Source organism: Pseudomonas sp. BF-R-26, from assembly GCF_019947395.1.
Taxonomy (GTDB): domain Bacteria; phylum Pseudomonadota; class Gammaproteobacteria; order Pseudomonadales; family Pseudomonadaceae; genus Aquipseudomonas; species Aquipseudomonas farris.
The window spans coordinates 304755-321005 of sequence record NZ_JAGYGK010000004.1; the positions used below are offsets into that span (position 1 = coordinate 304755).

The 16251-nt window shown below is 60.3% G+C and carries 12 protein-coding genes; 11 read left to right on the forward strand and 1 reads right to left on the reverse strand.

What is annotated here, in order from left to right:
- From KGB18_RS07350 to KGB18_RS07380, 7 genes are all read left to right on the forward strand, one after another.
- Positions 1 to 1842, forward strand: a complete 1842-nt coding sequence (locus KGB18_RS07350; protein WP_123722804.1) for an ABC transporter ATP-binding protein — start codon at positions 1 to 3, stop codon at positions 1840 to 1842.
- A complete protein-coding gene (locus KGB18_RS07355; RefSeq protein WP_123722803.1) occupies positions 1839 to 2147 on the forward strand; it encodes a (2Fe-2S)-binding protein in 309 nt (102 codons plus the stop codon). Before KGB18_RS07350 ends, KGB18_RS07355 begins: the two co-directional genes overlap by 4 nt.
- Positions 2129 to 3520 (forward strand): NAD(P)/FAD-dependent oxidoreductase, encoded by a 1392-nt coding sequence (locus tag KGB18_RS07360; RefSeq protein ID WP_201060416.1) that lies wholly within the window; start codon positions 2129 to 2131, stop codon positions 3518 to 3520. Before KGB18_RS07355 ends, KGB18_RS07360 begins: the two co-directional genes overlap by 19 nt.
- Positions 3517 to 4686 carry an NAD(P)/FAD-dependent oxidoreductase gene (locus tag KGB18_RS07365; protein WP_223569610.1) on the forward strand — a complete coding sequence of 390 codons (1170 nt, stop codon included), beginning with the start codon at positions 3517 to 3519 and terminating at the stop codon, positions 4684 to 4686. Before KGB18_RS07360 ends, KGB18_RS07365 begins: the two co-directional genes overlap by 4 nt.
- A complete protein-coding gene (gene argE, locus KGB18_RS07370; RefSeq protein ID WP_123722800.1) occupies positions 4683 to 5840 on the forward strand; it encodes an acetylornithine deacetylase in 1158 nt (385 codons plus the stop codon). The genes KGB18_RS07365 and argE overlap by 4 nt, the downstream gene beginning before the upstream one ends.
- Before the next feature lie 190 nt (positions 5841 to 6030).
- Positions 6031 to 7488 (forward strand): NAD-dependent succinate-semialdehyde dehydrogenase, encoded by a 1458-nt coding sequence (locus KGB18_RS07375; RefSeq protein WP_201060417.1) that lies wholly within the window; start codon positions 6031 to 6033, stop codon positions 7486 to 7488.
- 35 nt (positions 7489 to 7523) lie between these two features.
- Complete coding sequence (locus KGB18_RS07380) at positions 7524 to 8603, forward strand: tartrate dehydrogenase (RefSeq protein ID WP_123722798.1); 1080 nt, start codon at positions 7524 to 7526, stop codon at positions 8601 to 8603.
- Positions 8604 to 8784: 181 nt separating this feature from the next.
- Here KGB18_RS07380 and KGB18_RS07385 read toward each other — a convergent pair whose 3' ends face one another.
- Entirely contained in the window at positions 8785 to 9009 is a 225-nt protein-coding gene (locus KGB18_RS07385; RefSeq protein WP_038983339.1) for a YgdI/YgdR family lipoprotein, read from the reverse strand.
- A gap of 208 nt (positions 9010 to 9217) precedes the next feature.
- Between KGB18_RS07385 and KGB18_RS07390 the strand changes: the two genes are divergently transcribed.
- From KGB18_RS07390 to KGB18_RS07405, 4 genes are all read left to right on the forward strand, one after another.
- Positions 9218 to 10885, forward strand: coding sequence for a VRR-NUC domain-containing protein (locus KGB18_RS07390; RefSeq protein WP_223569611.1), 1668 nt, complete (start codon positions 9218 to 9220; stop codon positions 10883 to 10885).
- A complete protein-coding gene (locus KGB18_RS07395; RefSeq protein WP_223569612.1) occupies positions 10882 to 13161 on the forward strand; it encodes a helicase C-terminal domain-containing protein in 2280 nt (759 codons plus the stop codon). Before KGB18_RS07390 ends, KGB18_RS07395 begins: the two co-directional genes overlap by 4 nt.
- Positions 13162 to 13288: 127 nt before the next feature.
- Positions 13289 to 14209, forward strand: coding sequence for a zeta toxin family protein (locus KGB18_RS07400; protein ID WP_223569613.1), 921 nt, complete (start codon positions 13289 to 13291; stop codon positions 14207 to 14209).
- 100 nt (positions 14210 to 14309) lie between these two features.
- On the forward strand, positions 14310 to 16232 hold the full coding sequence (locus KGB18_RS07405; RefSeq protein WP_123722793.1) for a PAS domain-containing sensor histidine kinase: 1923 nt from the start codon (positions 14310 to 14312) through the stop codon (positions 16230 to 16232).
- The last annotated feature ends 19 nt before the right edge of the window (positions 16233 to 16251 follow it).

The window sequence follows — 16251 nt, forward strand, 5'->3', positions numbered from 1 at the left end:
ATGAGTGATTTGATTCGAGTCGAAGACCTGCGCGTGGTCGCTTGTGGTGAGCGCGGCGAGGTGGAAATCGTCAAGGGCGTGAGCTTCTCCCTGGCAAAAGGTGAAGTGCTGGCGCTTATTGGTGAGTCCGGTTCCGGCAAGACCACCATCGCCCTGGCGTTGCTCGGCTATGCCCGGCGCGGTTGCCGGTTGGCGGGCGGGGTGGTGCAGGTAGGCGAACACGACATGCTGGCGTTGAGCGAAAACGAGCTGCAAGGCCTGCGCGGCAACCGGGTGTCGTACATCGCCCAGAGTGCCGCCGCCGCGTTCAACCCGGCGAAAAAGCTTATCGACCAAGTGGTGGAGGGCGCCTTGATTCATGGTTTGGGCAGTCGGGTCGCGCTTGAAGCCAAAGCCATCGAACTGTTCCGCGACCTGGCCCTGCCGGACCCTGATCACATCGGCCAGCGTTATCCGCATCAGGTATCCGGCGGGCAGTTGCAACGAGTGATGGCGGCCATGGCGCTGATCAGTGATCCATTGCTGGTGGTGCTCGACGAACCGACCACTGCCCTCGACGTGACCACCCAGATCGATGTGCTGCGCGCCTTCAAACGCGTGGTCCGCGAGCGTGGCGCGACGGCTGTCTATGTGTCCCACGACTTGGCGGTCGTAGCGCAAATGGCTGATCAGATTGTGGTGCTCAACGGCGGGCAAATCTTCGAGCAGAGCGCCACCGCGCCGTTGCTCAAAGCCCCGGCCCACGAATACACCCGCAGCCTGCTGCTGGCGGCCCGTCCGGACACGACAATTCGCCCGCCTTGCGGCATCGCCGAAGAAACGCCGCTGCTGACCATCCAGGGGCTGACCGCCGGTTACGGCAACAAGAATATGCAAGGCATGCCGGCAATCCGCGTGCTGGAAGACATCGACCTGACCGTACGCCGGGGCCAGGCCATCGGCGTGATCGGGGAGTCGGGTTCCGGCAAGTCGACCTTGGCGCGGGTGGTGGCCGGGTTGCTGACGCCGGCGTTGGGCGGCCTGACCTTCGATGGCCAGCCATTGGGCGGCAGTTTGTCCGAGCGCACTGACGAGCAGTTCCGACGGATTCAAATGGTGTTCCAGAACGCCGACACCGCGCTCAACCCGATGCACAGTGTTGGCACCATTCTGAGTCGTCCGCTGAAGATGTACTTCGGCCTCAAGGGCGCCGCACTGCGCGAGCGTATCGGCGAACTGCTGGACCTGGTGCGCCTGCCGCGAGCCATGGCGGAACGACGCCCGAATGAACTGTCTGGCGGGCAAAAGCAGCGGGTCAACCTGGCGCGGGCCCTGGCGGCGAAACCGGATCTGATCCTCTGCGACGAGGTCACCTCGGCGCTGGACACCGTGGTCGGCGCGGCGATTCTTGAACTGCTGCGCGATCTGCGCCAGCAACTGGGCGTGTCGTATCTGTTCATCAGCCATGACATCTCCACGGTGCGGGCGCTGTGCGACGACATCGTGGTGATGTACAGCGGCCACAAGGTTCAGGCCGGCACTCGGCAGTCTTTCGCGCAGGCACCGTTCCATCCTTACACCGACTTGTTGATCCATTCGGTGCCGGAGCTGCGACAGGGCTGGCTGGAAAACTGCGGCACCACTTGCGGCACGCTGCCGCCGATCGGCGCCAAGGCCAATGTGCCAGAGCTGTGCACCTTCCTCAGTCGTTGCCCGGTGCGGGTCGACGGCCTGTGCAATCACACCGCGCCGAACCGCCGGATCATTGATGGCGGCAGTGAAATCCTTTGCCATCACGACAGTGCCGAGTTGCTCAAGACTCAACAGGATTTGGAAAACATAACCGTGGGAGCCTACGCATGAACGGGCGTTTTGTGAGGCTGGCCGAGCAGGGCCGACCGACCGTCAAACTAATGGTGGACGGCGCGCCCATCGAGGCATTGCAGGGCGACACCCTGATGGTCGCATTGCTGACCCAGGGCAACGCGCTACGCCAATCGGAATTCGATTCGGGCCGTCGCGCCGGTTTCTGCCTGATGGGCGCGTGCCAGGATTGCTGGGTCTGGACCCGCAGCGGCGAACGTCTGCGCGCCTGTTCCAATGAAGTCCGCGAAGGGCTGGACATCGTCACCACACAACCGGAGGCGATATGGCCACTGCACGGCTGAGCACTCATCGGGTCGTTATCGTCGGCGCCGGGCCGGCCGGCATTCGCTGTGCTGAAACACTGTTGGCGGCTGGCCTCAAACCGATCCTGATCGACGAGAATCGCCGGGATGGCGGGCAGATCTACCGTCGCCAGCCTGAAGGGTTTACCCGGGATTACGTCACCCTGTATGGCACCGAAGCCGCCAAGGCCAAGGATTTGCATCAGAGCTTCGACCGTTTGCGCAGGCAGATCGACTACCGCCCCGACACGCTGGTGTGGAACCTGACGCCGGGGCAATTGTGCTGCGTCAGCCAGGGCAAGCACTCGACGGTGGATTACGACGAACTGATCCTCTGTACCGGCGCCACCGACCGTTTAATGCCGATTGAAGGCTGGCAGTTGGCGGGCACCTACAGCCTCGGCGGAGCGCAGATCGCACTGAAGTCCCAGGCGGTTTCCATCGGCCATCGCGTGGTGTTCATGGGTAGCGGGCCGTTGCTGTATCTGGTTGCCAGTCAATACATCAAAGCCGGGGCCATGGTTGCGGCGGTGCTCGACACTTCGCCGCTGATCAAGCGCATCGGCGCCTTGCCCAAGTTGTTGGCGCGGCCGGGGTTGCTGTTCACCGGGATGAAACTGCTGGCGCAGCTCTATCGGGCGAAGATACCGGTGCATTTGGGGATCACCCCCCTGCAAGTACTGGGTGACGCCGCCAGTGGGGTCAGTGGTGTGCGGATCAGCACAGCGAAAGGCGAAGCCCTGACGATCGATTGCGATGCTGTGGCCTTGGGTTATCACCTGCGCCCGGAAACCCAATTGGCCGACCTGGCCGGTTGCCGCATGCGCTTCGACGAGGCCTCCAGCCAATGGTGGCTGGCCGTCGATGAAGCGGGCCGGACCTCGGTCAGCGGTGTGTATGCCGCCGGGGACGGTTCGAAGATTCGCGGTGCCGATGCCGCCGAGCACGCCGGGCGACTGGTGGCGATGGCGTTGCTGGAAGATTTGCAGCAACCGGTGAACATCGGATTGCGCGACGAACAACGGCACGCGCTGGCGGTCATGGATGAGTTTCGCCTCGGCCTGGCCCAAGCGTTTCCCTGGCCTGCGGCGCAAGCCAAAGCGTTACCGGATTCAGCCATCGTCTGCCGCTGCGAGATGATCAGCGCCGGCGAGTTGCGCCGTACTGTGAATGAGAAGGGCGCCTGTGAAGTCAATCGGGCCAAGGCCTTCAGTCGGGTCGGCATGGGCCGTTGTCAGGGCCGTTATTGCTCCCAGGCCGGGGCCGAAGTGATTGCCGCCGCTGCGGGCGTCAGTGTGCAACAGGTCGGCCGGCAACGCGGCCAGGCGCCGGTAAAACCCCTTTCGATGCTCACCGAGGAGGTGTCGCCATGACCCTACACAAAGCCGATGTGGTGATTGTCGGCGGCGGCCTGATGGGCTCGGCGGCGGCGTTTTTCCTGCGCCAGCGCGGGCAGTCGGTGATTTTGCTGGAACGCGACCAGATCGGTCAGTACGCCAGCGGCGTGAACTTCGGCAACGTCCGTCGCCAGGGGCGATTCCTCGGGCAACTGGAATTGGCCAATCGGTCCTGGGCGTTGTGGAAACGCCTGCCGGAATTGATCGACGACGACCTCGAATTCATCGCCAGCGGGCACATGCGTGTGTGTTACCGCGAAGACGAAATCCCTGAGCTTGAGGCCTACGCGGCGGCGCCCGAAGCGGCTCAGCTGGACTTGAAGATCTATCGCGGCGCCGAGCTGCACGAGCGCTTCCCATTCCTCGGGCCGGATGTGAAGGGCGGTTCCTATGCGCCTCATGATGGCCACGCCAACCCGCGTCTGGCCGCGCCGGCCTTCGCCCGGGCGGCACGACGCCTCGGTGCGCGGATCGAGGAACAGACCGAAGTCGCCGACGTGCAGAAGGTCGGCGGCGAGTTCACGGTGACCACCACCGATGGCCGTCAATTCATCGCCGAGCGCTTGCTGATCACGGCTGGTGCCTGGGGCCAGAAACTCTCGGCGCAGTTCGGCGAACCGGTGCCGCTGGACACCCACGGCCCGCAAATGGCCGTGACCGAACCGGTGCCTTACGCCTTGCCGACGGTGATCGGCGTGTACACCAAAATTCCCGAAGAAGTGATCTACTTCCGGCAGATTCCGCGCGGCAACATCATCATCGGCGGCGGTTACCGGAGCAAACCGGACATGCTCAACCGCCGTGCCTATGTCGAGCCGCGCAGTATTCTCAATCAGATGGATCAGATGCGTCGCCTGTTGCCGGGTGTCGGCAACCTGAACATCATCCGCGTGTGGAGCGGCATCGAAGGCTACATGCCTGATTCCCTGCCGGTGATGGGACAGAGCGGCAACGTTGACGGCTTGTACTACGCGTTCGGCTTCTGCGGTCACGGCTTCCAGCTCGGCCCTGGCGTCGGCGATGTGATGGCTGAATTGATCAGCACCGGCAGCACTAGCACCTCGATTGAGCCGTTCTCTATCCGCCGGTTCGCCCCTTCAGCCGAGCAACGGACAACTGAGCAAAGGAGCAGGGCCTCATGAAACCCCGTGTACTGGATATTCTCAAACGCCTGATGGCCTTCGACACCGTTTCGTCGGAGTCGAACATGGCCCTGATCGAGTACGTGCGCGACCTGTTGCTGAGCAAGGGCATCGAGTCGCTGATCGTCAAGGACGAAACAGGCAAAAAGGCCAACCTGTTCGCCAGCACCGGCCCCAAGGAATTGCCGGGGATTTTGCTGTCCGGGCACACCGATGTAGTGCCGGCTGCGGGGCAGGCCTGGACCTTTCCGGCGTTTCAGGCGACGGTGCAGGACGGGCGGATTTACGGCCGTGGCAGTTGCGACATGAAGGGTTTTATTGCTTTGGCGATCGACGCCATGCTCGACGCCGCCGACCACTCCTTGAACCGACCGTTGCAAATCGCCTTGTCCCATGACGAAGAGACCGGTTGCGTGGGGGTGCGACGCTTGCTCGACGTGCTGCATCTGGCGCCGGTGCGGCCGTTTTTGTGCCTGATCGGTGAGCCGACCAATATGCAGTTCGTGCTGGGGCACAAGGGCAAGGGTTCTTACCGCACTTACTGCCGTGGGCTGGAGGCCCATTCCTCCCTGGCACCGCGTTCGGTCAACGCGATTCACGTGGCCTGCGATTTCATCGCGGCACTGCGCCAAAGCCAGCAGCAACTGCAAGCGCAGGGCGCGCAGGATGCCGACTACGACGTGCCTTATAGCACCGTGCATGTCGGGCAGATTGTCGGCGGCAAGGCGCTGAACATCGTGCCGAACCTGTGCACCCTGGATTTCGAGGTGCGTAACTTGCCGGCGGACAATCTGGACCAGTTCCTGGAACAGATGCGCGAGCGTGCCGAAGTGATCGTGCGCGAGGCCAAAAAACTGTCCAGTGTCGCAGCGATCGACATTGAAACGGTCAACGTCTATCCCGGCCTCGATACCCACCCGAGCGTCGAAGCGGTGCGCTTCCTGAAAAACTTCGCCGCCCCGGACACCGGCACCGCCAAAGTCTCGTTCGGTACCGAGGGCGGGTTGTTCAAACAGCGTCTGGATGTGCCAGTGGTGGTCTGCGGCCCTGGCTCGATCGAACAGGCGCACAAGCCGGATGAGTTTATCGAGATCAGCCAGATGGAGGCTGGGGAGCGGTTTTTGGATGGCCTGCTCGGTTCCTTGAAACTGTGATTTCCTTGTGGGAGCGGGCAAGCCCGCTCCCACAGGGTTTTGTGTTTACCCTGAAAGACCAAATTTCTCCCCGGTAGAGCCTGCCGTCCCACCGCAAATTTCAGCATCCAACACTGCCCATCAGACGCTTTCAGCATCCTCATCCGTGGCATCTCCCTAGACTGGAAATGTCTCGGATCAGGACTCGACCATGCTCAAGAATCGTTTGAAAGACCCCAGCCTACTGACAGAACTCGCTTACCTCGACGGGCAGTGGATCGGCGCCGATAACGCCGCAACCCTGGACGTCATCGACCCGGCCACCGGCCAATTGCTTGCCCGGGTCCCGGCCATGCAAGGCGCGGAAACCCGGCGTGCCATCGAAGCTGCCGAACGCGCCTGGCCTGCATGGCGCGCACGCCCGGCGGCGGAACGTGCGGCGCTGCTGGAGCGCTGGTATCAGGCGATGATCGACAACCTCGACGACCTCGCCTTGATCATGACCTGCGAGCAGGGCAAACCGCTGAACGAGGCCAAGGGCGAAATCCGCTACGGCGCCGGGTTCGTCAAGTGGTTCGCCGAAGAGGCCCGCCGGGTCTACGGCGAAACCATGCCGGCCCCCAGTGGCGACCGCCGCCTGCTGACGCTCAAGCAACCGGTGGGCGTGTGCGCCGCCATCACCCCGTGGAATTTCCCCAACGCGATGATCACTCGCAAGTGCGCGCCGGCCCTGGCTGCCGGATGCCCGATCATCGTCAAACCTTCGGACCTGACCCCGCTGTCGGCCCTGGCCCTGGCGGTACTCGCCGAGCGTGTCGGCATTCCGCCTGGGGTGTTCAACGTGTTGACCGGGATGCCCGCCGGCATCGGCGAAGAGCTGACCGGCAACCCGACGGTGCGCAAAATCTCCTTCACCGGCTCCACCGCGGTCGGTCGCCTGCTGATGCGCCAGAGCGCCGAACACATCAAGCGCTTGAGCCTGGAACTGGGCGGTAACGCACCGTTCATTGTGTTCGACGACGCCGATCTGGAACAGGCAGTCGCCGGCATCATGCTCAGCAAGTTCCGCAACGCCGGCCAGACCTGCGTCTGCGCCAACCGCATTCTGGTGCAGGACGGCATCTACGAACGCTTCGCTCAGCGATTGGTGGAAGAGGTGGGCAAGCTCAAAGTCGGCAATGGCCTGGACGCCGACGTCACCATCGGCCCGCTGATCAACCCGGCAGCGGTGAGCAAGGTCGCCCGGCACATCGACGATGCCCTGAGCCAGGGTGCGCGTTTGCTCTGCGGCGGTATTCCCGAAGGCGACAATCAGTTCGTTCAGCCAACCGTCCTCGGCGACACCCACGCCGGCATGCTCCTGGCCAACGAAGAAACCTTCGGCCCGGTGGCGCCGTTGATGCGTTTTACCCTTGAGGCCGAAGCGCTCGCATTGGCCAATGCCACGCCTTATGGCCTGGGCGCCTACTATTTCACTCAGGACTTGCGTCGTTCATGGCGTTTCGGCGAGGCGCTGGAGTTCGGCATGGTCGGTCTCAACACCGGGATCATTTCCATGGAAGTCGCGCCGTTCGGCGGCATCAAGCAGTCGGGCCTTGGCCGTGAAGGCAGCAAGTACGGCCTGGACGAATACCTTGAAGTCAAAGCCTTCCACATCGGCGGGCTGTGATAACGATTGCACAGCCATTTTGCGAGGCATGATTAATGAGTAAACCATTCAGAATCGCCGCGATTGCCGGCGATGGCATCGGCAAGGAAGTGTTGCCGGAAGGATTGCGAGTACTGGAGCAGGCCGCGAAGAAGTGGCAGCTCGACTTGAGCATCGAAGTGCTCGACTGGGCTCACTGCGATTACTACCTGGAACACGGGCAGATGATGCCCGATGACTGGTTCGAGCAGCTCAAGGGTTTCGACGCCATCTACTTCGGCGCCGTGGGCTGGCCGGACAAGGTGCCGGATCACATTTCCCTGTGGGGTTCGCTGTTGAAGTTTCGCCGCGACTTCGACCAGTACGTGAACATTCGCCCGGTGCGTTTGTTTCCCGGCGTACCGTGCCCGCTGGCAGGGCGCAAACCGGGCGACATCGATTTCGTGGTGATCCGCGAGAACACCGAGGGCGAGTATTCCTCGGTCGGCGGCAAGATGTTCGAAGGCACCGAGCATGAATTCGTGCTGCAAGAGTCGGTGTTCACCCGGCGTGGCGTGGACCGGATTCTAAAGTTCGCCTTCGACCTGGCCCAGACCCGACCGCGCAAACGCCTGACGGCGGCGACCAAGTCCAACGGGATTTCCATCAGCATGCCGTACTGGGACGAGCGCACGGCGTTGATGGCCGCGCAGTACCCGGACATCACCTGGGACAAGCAACACATCGACATCCTCTGCGCGCGTTTTGTGCTGCAACCGGACCGGTTCGATGTGGTGGTGGCGTCGAACCTGTTCGGTGACATCCTGTCCGACCTCGGTCCGGCTTGCGCCGGCACCATCGGCATTGCGCCATCGGCCAACCTTGATCCCGAGCGGCGTTTTCCGTCGCTGTTCGAACCGGTGCATGGTTCGGCCCCGGACATCTACGGGCGCAACATCGCCAACCCAATCGCCATGATCTGGTCCGGTGCATTGATGCTGGATTTTCTGGGGAACGGTGATGAGCGTTATCGCGCCGCGCACGACGGGATTCTGCAGGCGATTGAACGGGTGATTGCCGAGGGGCCGATCACACCGGATCTGGGCGGGAAGGGCTCGACCCAGGAGGTCGGAAAGGCGATTGCAGAAGCGCTTTAAAACCCGCGGCGCACTCCTTGTGTAGCAGCTGTCGAGCCTGCGAGGCTGCGTTCGGCTGCGCAGCAGTCGTGAAATCAGACACTGCGGTGTTTCAGCTAAACCGGGGGGCAGGACTTGCGACGACTTCGTCGCCGAACGCAGCCTCGCAGGCTCGACAGCTGCTACAGCCGAACGCAGGGGATCAGTCTTCCTTGCGAACCGTGGCCACTTCATCGGCCCGGACTTTCACCTTCGCTCCGGAAATATCTTCAAATTCGTAGAAGCCATCCTCGGTCTTGGTGTTCGGCATGTCCTTGGTCAAATACTGGGTGCCGTTCTGCAGGGTCACGACCGTTGGCGTCGAGCAGCCGGCCAGGGCCAAAAAGGCCGCTACTGCCAGGGGCAAACCCAGAGTCTTGATATTCATACACACCTCTCATCACTGAATAAAAACAGCGCGACAGCCCCGCTTGAGGTCAATCGTCGCTGTGCCTCTACCGCGGTTTGTGCGATGGAATGGCAGAAAGTTCGATGGTCACCCGAAAATTACCGAATAGCGTCGCCACTGATCCTTTTCCGTTTGCACCGGGTAGGGCATAGCTGGTATCTGTACGCATAACCAGTATTCGTTTGCCATGGCCCTATTGCCCGTGATTGTAAATCCTCTCGATGATCCGTTCTATTACTTGAACAACTTCATGCAAGTGCTTGATTGGCTTGAACATCGTTATGCCGATGTATTGAGCCTCGAGGAACAGGATTTCATCCGCGACTTCAGTCGATTGCCCCGCGAGTCCCAAGCCTTGCTGGTCAGACTGGTGATGCGCAAGGGTGTGCATTTCAGGGCCGGCAAACTGAGTTACGTCGAGATCGGCGACATCGACAGCGCTGCGGCGCCGCTACTGGCATCGGGCTGGATCGACCAGCAGTCTCCGTTGCACATCGAGGACTTGTTCGAGGTATTGCTCAAGGCCGAGATTCTCCAGTGCTTTGGCAGCGCCATCGATCAGCCCAAGGGCAAAAAAAACGATTGGCTGCCGACCCTGAGCGAGCAGTTTCCCGAAGCGCAAAGTTTTGCCCAATGGTGTCCGGCACTGAATGACCGGTTGTTCAGCCTGACCGTCATGGGCCTGTGCGACCGGCTGCGACTGATGTTCTTCGGCAACCTTTACCAGGACTGGTCGGAGTTCGTGCTGGCCGACCTGGGCATCTTTACCTACGAAAAAGTCGAGTTCTGCGCCGAGTCCCGAGGCTTGCGCAGTCGCGAGGACGTCGATGCCTGCCTGTTCCTGCACAACTGTCAGCAGCGTTTCGAGGCCGGTGAAGACGTGACGACGATTGTCGAGCAGATCAACGGTCTGCCGCTCGACAATCCCTGGCTGCAAAGACGTCGCGGCAAACTGCTGTTCCAGATCGGTCAGCATTGCGAGCGCGTCGCGGATTTTTCCACCGCCCTGAGCCTCTACCGCGAATGCGCCTACCCCGGCGCGCGTCTGCGGCTGATTCGCGTGCTGGAGCGCTGTGCTGAATACCAACTGGCTATGGACCTGGCCACCCACGCCGAGCAAGCCCCTGAAAGCGCTGCCGAGCATCAGCATCTATCGCGTGTGCTGCCCAGACTGCGGCGCAAACTGGGCGGGCCGCCGATCAAGCGGCCAGCCCCTCGGGCCATGCAGCGTCTGGACCTGCAACTGCCCAGGCACGATCCGGCGTTGTCGGTGGAGTCTTACGTTCAGGCCCACCTGGCGGACGATTCGGCGCCGGTGCATTACGTCGAGAACAGCCTGATCAACTCACTGTTCGGGCTGCTGTGCTGGCCGGCGATCTTCGCGCCTTTGCCGGGGGCGTTTTTTCACCCGTTCCAGCGCGGGCCGGTGGACCTGCTCAATGAAGACTTCCATGCGCGGCGCGCGGATCTGTTCCAGGCCTGCCTCGCCGAACTCGATGACGGACGTTATGTGCAAACTGTCCGCGAGCGTTACAGCGCCAAGTGGGGCGTGCAGTCGCCGTTCGTCTTCTGGGGCGTGCTGAGCGAGGAACTGCTTGAGCAGGCACTCGACTGTCTGCCCGCAGAACACCTCAAGCACTGGTTCAATCGACTGTTGCTCGACATCAAGGCCAACCGCGCCGGCATGCCGGACTTGATCCAGTTTTGGCCGCAAGACAAAACCTACCGCATGATCGAAGTCAAAGGCCCCGGCGATCGGTTGCAAGACAATCAATTGCGCTGGCTGGAATTCTGTCACGAGCACCAGATGCCGATCGCCGTGTGCTACGTGCAATGGGCGGAGCAGGGCGCGTGAGCTACAGCATTGCGGTGCGGGCGCTGTGTGAATTCACCGCCAAGGTCGGCGACCTCGACTTGCGCTTCACCCCGTCACCGACTGCGCTGGAAGGCATCGTCGGGCATCGCACCGTGGCGTCACGGCGCAGCGAGGGTTACCAGAGCGAGGTCGCGCTTGAGGGCCAGTATCGAACCTTGACCGTGAAAGGCCGGGCGGACGGCTACGATCCGGCGCAAAACTGCCTCGAAGAAGTCAAAACCTACCGTGGCGACCTGGGCAAGCAACCGGCCAACCACCGGCAGTTGCATTGGGCGCAGGCGAAGATCTACGGTGGGTTGATGTGCCAGAAACTGCAGTTGGAGCAGATTAATCTGGCGCTGGTGTACTTCGACATCGTCAGCGAAAAGGAAACCTGTCTGGTCGAGGCCTTCAGCGCCACCGAATTGCAGCTGTTTTTCGAGCAGCATTGCGGATTGTTCCTGCACTGGGCCGAGCAGGAAATGGCCCATCGCGAAGGGCGCAATCTGGCGGCGCAACAGCTGGCATTTCCCCATGCCGATTTTCGTCCCGGACAACGGCATCTGGCCGAATCGGTGTTCAAGGCTGTCAGCACCGGTCGGTGCCTGATGGCCCAGGCACCGACCGGTATCGGCAAGACGGTCGGCACGCTGTTCCCGATGCTCAAGGCGCTGGCGCCGCAACAATTGGACAAGGTGTTTTTCCTCACGGCGAAAACCCCGGGGCGCAAATTGGCGCTGGACGCCGCGCAGGTCATCCTCGACAGCGCCGACGCTCCGCCATTGCGAGTCCTTGAGATGATCGCCCGGGACAAGGCTTGCGAGCACCCGGACAAGGCATGCCATGGCGAGTCGTGCCCGTTGGCCCAGGGCTTTTATGATCGTTTGCCGGTCGCGCGTCAGGCCGCCAGCCAACTGAGCCTGCTGAACCAGAGTGCCTTGCGCGAGGTTGCCCTGCAGCACGACGTTTGCCCCTACTACCTGAGCCAGGAAATGGCCCGCTGGGCAGACGTGGTAGTCGCTGACTACAACTACTATTTCGACTTCAGCGCATTGCTGTTCGGGCTGGCCCAGGCCAATAACTGGAAAGTCGCCGTGTTGGTGGACGAAGCCCACAATCTGGTAGAGCGTGGCCGGCAGATGTACAGCGCCAGCCTCGATCAGGTGACGTTGAACAGCGTGCGAAAAACCGCGCCTGAGCCACTGAAGAGATCCTTGCAACGGGTCAATCGCGAATGGAACGCCCTGCATGATCAGCAACTGAGCCCCTATCAAGCCTACGACAAAGCCCCGGAAAAACTGCTTCAGGCGCTGTCCTTATGCTGCGCGAGCATCGGCGACTACCTCAATGATCACCCTCAGGGCCTGGACAGCGGGTTGCAGAATTTTTACTTCGACATGCTGCAATTCGGCCGTGTGGCTGAACTGTTCGATGAGCATTTCCTGTTCGACATCAGCAAACGCGACCTCGACCGCAAGCGCAACCTGTCGCAACTGTGCCTGCGCAATGTTGTGCCCGCCGCTTTCATTCGCCCGCGCCTGACTGCTGCGCGTAGCTCCGTGCTGTTTTCCGCCACCCTGAGCCCTCGGCATTACTACGCTGATTTGCTGGGAACACCGGCGAATACAGTCTGGATTGATGTGGAGTCGCCGTTCAGCGCCGAACAGTTGCAAGTGCACATCGTCAGCCAGATTTCGACCCGCTATGTCCATCGTCAGGCATCCCTTGAACCCATCGTCGAGCTGATCGCCAAACAGTTCACCCAGCGCCCCGGTAACTACCTGGCGTTCTTCAGCAGCTTCGATTATTTGCAGCAAGTGGCCCAGTTGTTGGCCGAACGGCATCCGCACATCACGCTGTGGTCGCAGTCCCGGGGAATGGGGGAAGGGCCTCGTCAGGCGTTTCTCGATCAATTCACCGTCCATAGTCAGGGCGTAGGGTTTGCGGTGCTGGGTGGCGCATTCGGCGAAGGCATCGATTTACCCGGCGCGCGGCTGATTGGTGCATTCATTGCCACCTTGGGGCTGGCGCAACTGAATCCGGTCAACGAACAGATGAAACAGCGCATGGCGGCGATTTTCGGTGCCGGGTATGACTACACCTACCTGTTTCCTGGGGTGCAGAAAGTCGTGCAAGCAGCGGGGCGGGTGATCCGCACTCAGCAGGATCAAGGGGTAGTGATGCTGATCGATGACCGGTTTGGCGAGAGCAAGGTCAAGCAATTGTTGCCGCGCTGGTGGTCAGTTGAATCGACGCAATCTCCTTCTGTTCTGTAGGAATATTTACTTTATAAAACAGTGACATATCTTGAAAGACACGCTCATTTGAACAAACCACGAAACAGCGCTTTATTCAAAGGGCAGCAATCACTTTCAAGCGAATCTTTGATAAGGAAATCAAGGTATGTCAGCAGCCCCGAATATAACCCCGAATTACACTTACACCCCAGAGCAGGTCACTGCAGCATTCACTGAAATCACCGCGACGCTGTTCACCGGCATCACTACTGAGGCAACCCCGAAAATGCTGGTCGTTGCCGGGCTGCAAGGGTCAGGTAAAACGTATCTGTTGGAAAAAAGCCTCCTGCCCTCGAAACGCTACGACAACTACGTTCGTCTGTACCTGCCCGACTACCGAAAAAAACACCCTCAATACGCCGAGCTGATCAAACTCGGTGTCCTGCACGCTTATGAGCATACGGAAGCATTTGTCCGGGACGTCATCACGAAGATCTTCGCAGAGGCGTTTACGCGCAAATACAACATAATCATGGAATGCGCATTCGACAGCACCGATTTCATTGCTTTTCCACCCGTGGTGACGGCAGCCGGCTACCAGGTCGAGACCCATATCGTCGCCTGCAATCAAGAGTTCGCTCATGCATCGAGCATCAAAAGAGCACTCAAGAGCCTGGAAAAGCAGGAAATGGAAAGGTTCGTCACTGTGTCGATGCTGGATGCCAGCATGAGTAACGCACAGGCGATCATCCTGGCCTGCGAGACGGCTGCCAAAGCGGTCAGCGGCTCGCAAATTACCTTGTACGAGCGCGGGTTCGGGGCATTGAAGGAACGGACCTTGCGCGCTCAAAGCACTTATACCAAAGCCGCCGACGGGAGCTTGACCATCGCAGGAACAACGGCGCCTTATACGTACAGCGCCTACGGGAAGATCGTCGACAATCACATCTACACCATGAGTGATCGCGACGAAATGATAAAAGAGTGTCATCTGGCACTGCTCAAAACCCAGACCTACGCTGAGCACGTGCCGGACTTTGTCTACAACGATCTGTACGCCTATATCGTCAAATACGTGTACCGATAATCCATCGCGCCACTGCGGCATACCAACGTATTGGTTTTTTGAATTTCCAAACGTGCGGTTTGTCGCATACTCCAGAAGAACAACAATAAGGGCGGGATCCATGAGCGATGACCGGACCAAGACCAATGCCATCGAGGAGATGCGCTTTCGTCTGTTGATCGATGCCGTGGTCGACTATGCGATCTACATGATTGACCCCGATGGCATCATCACCAGTTGGAACGCTGGCGCCAAGCGTTTCAAAGGGTATGAGGAAGCGGAAATTCTCGGCCAGCATTTCTCGCGTTTTTATACCGAGGAGGATCGCAAGGCCGGTTTGCCTCAGCGCGCTCTTGATACCGCTATTCACGAAGGGCGTTTCGAGGGTGAAGGCTGGCGGGTTCGCAAGGACGGCACGCATTTTTGGTCCCACGTCATCATCGATCCCATTTTAGATCCGTCGGGCAAATTGCTGGGTTTTGCCAAGATCACCCGGGATTTGACCGACCGCAAAATCGCTGAAGAAACCCTCAAACAAAGTGAGCAGCAGTTCCGGCTGCTAGTGCAGAGCGTCACCGACTATGCCATCTATATGCTCGCCCCGGATGGACGCCTGACCAACTGGAATCTGGGGGCTCAGCGAATCAAGGGATATCGGCCCGAAGAAGTGATCGGCCAGCATTTCTCGATGTTCTACACCCCTGAAGACCGTGAAGCCGGTGAACCGCAACGGGCGCTGGAAATTGCTACGCGCGAGGGGCGATTCGAAAACAAGGCCTGGCGCATGCGCAAGGACGGCACGCGGTTTTTCGCGCATGTGGTGGTCGACCCGATTTGGGGCGAAACCGGCACGTTGCTGGGATTTGCCAAGATCACTCGGGATATCACCGAGGTCACCCAGGCCCAGCAAGCGCTTGAAAAAACCCGAGAAGCGTTGTTTCAGGCGCAAAAGATGCAGGCCATCGGTCAACTCAGCGGAGGAATTGCCCACGACTTCAATAATTTGCTGACCGTTATCCTCGGCAATCTGGAAATCATTCGCAAACGTGCGGCGGACGACCCGAGAATTACCCGTTTGCTCGACAATGCCACTCAAGGCGCCTTGCGTGGCGTTTCCTTGACCCAGCGCATGCTGGCGTTTGCCAGGCGTCAGGAACTCAAGACCGAATCCGTCGAGATACCAACACTGATACAGGGGATTACCGGGCTGTTGCGCAGCTCTCTGGGGCCGTCGGTGAGCATAGAAACGCGCTTTGCGCCTGGACTTGAACCGGTCATGGCCGACGTCAATCAGCTCGAATTGGCGGTACTGAACCTGGCGACCAACGCCCGCGATGCCATGCCCGACGGTGGAAAACTCATCATCAGAGCCCAGACAGAAGAGGTCTGCGATCAGTCGAGATTAGCCCTGGCGCCAGGCCGCTATGTCTGCCTGAGTGTCACGGATATAGGGGAGGGCATGGATGACGCTACCCTGGCGTCGGCAATGGACCCTTTCTTCACTACAAAAGGCGTCGGCAAAGGCACTGGCCTGGGGTTGTCGATGGTTCACGGGTTTACTGAACAACTGGGTGGACGTTTCATCCTCAAAAGCCAGAAAGACGTCGGCACCACCGCCGAACTCTGGTTACCTGTTGCGCTAGCCGACTCGACCACCGAACCCGCTGTTGAGGAGGCCGCCATGTCGCGGGTGCCTCGTCTGTGTGTGTTGGTCGTGGACGACGACAGTCTGGTGTTGACCAGTACCAGCCTGTTGCTTGAGGACCTGGGCCATCGGGTAATCAGTGCAGCATCCGGCGCACAGGCACTGGAGCTGTTCGACAGCGAGCACGACGTTGACCTGGTCATTACAGACATGGTCATGCCCAAGATGAGTGGCGCGCAATTGGCGCAGGCTATTCGGGTGATAAGGCCACACCTGCCGATCATTCTCGCCACCGGTTACACCGAGCGCCTGGAAGGCTTCGCGACCAGACTTCCACGCCTGTCCAAGCCCTTTACCCAACTTAATCTGGTAGAAGTCATTGCCTTGGCGATGAAGTGAGTGCTCCTTTGTGGCGAGC

What these genes read in the sequence shown, in the direction of transcription:
- KGB18_RS07350 (WP_123722804.1), top strand. Translation starts at nt 1, where the DNA reads ATGAGTGATTTGATTCGAGTCGAAGACCTGCGCGTGGTCGCTTGTGGT.
- KGB18_RS07355 (WP_123722803.1), top strand. Translation starts at nt 1,839, where the DNA reads ATGAACGGGCGTTTTGTGAGGCTGGCCGAGCAGGGCCGACCGACCGTC.
- KGB18_RS07360 (WP_201060416.1), top strand. Translation starts at nt 2,129, where the DNA reads ATGGCCACTGCACGGCTGAGCACTCATCGGGTCGTTATCGTCGGCGCC.
- KGB18_RS07365 (WP_223569610.1), top strand. Translation starts at nt 3,517, where the DNA reads ATGACCCTACACAAAGCCGATGTGGTGATTGTCGGCGGCGGCCTGATG.
- argE (WP_123722800.1), top strand. Translation starts at nt 4,683, where the DNA reads ATGAAACCCCGTGTACTGGATATTCTCAAACGCCTGATGGCCTTCGAC.
- KGB18_RS07375 (WP_201060417.1), top strand. Translation starts at nt 6,031, where the DNA reads ATGCTCAAGAATCGTTTGAAAGACCCCAGCCTACTGACAGAACTCGCT.
- KGB18_RS07380 (WP_123722798.1), top strand. Translation starts at nt 7,524, where the DNA reads ATGAGTAAACCATTCAGAATCGCCGCGATTGCCGGCGATGGCATCGGC.
- KGB18_RS07385 (WP_038983339.1), bottom strand. Translation starts at nt 9,009, where the DNA reads ATGAATATCAAGACTCTGGGTTTGCCCCTGGCAGTAGCGGCCTTTTTG.
- KGB18_RS07390 (WP_223569611.1), top strand. Translation starts at nt 9,218, where the DNA reads ATGGCCCTATTGCCCGTGATTGTAAATCCTCTCGATGATCCGTTCTAT.
- KGB18_RS07400 (WP_223569613.1), top strand. Translation starts at nt 13,289, where the DNA reads ATGTCAGCAGCCCCGAATATAACCCCGAATTACACTTACACCCCAGAG.
- KGB18_RS07405 (WP_123722793.1), top strand. Translation starts at nt 14,310, where the DNA reads ATGAGCGATGACCGGACCAAGACCAATGCCATCGAGGAGATGCGCTTT.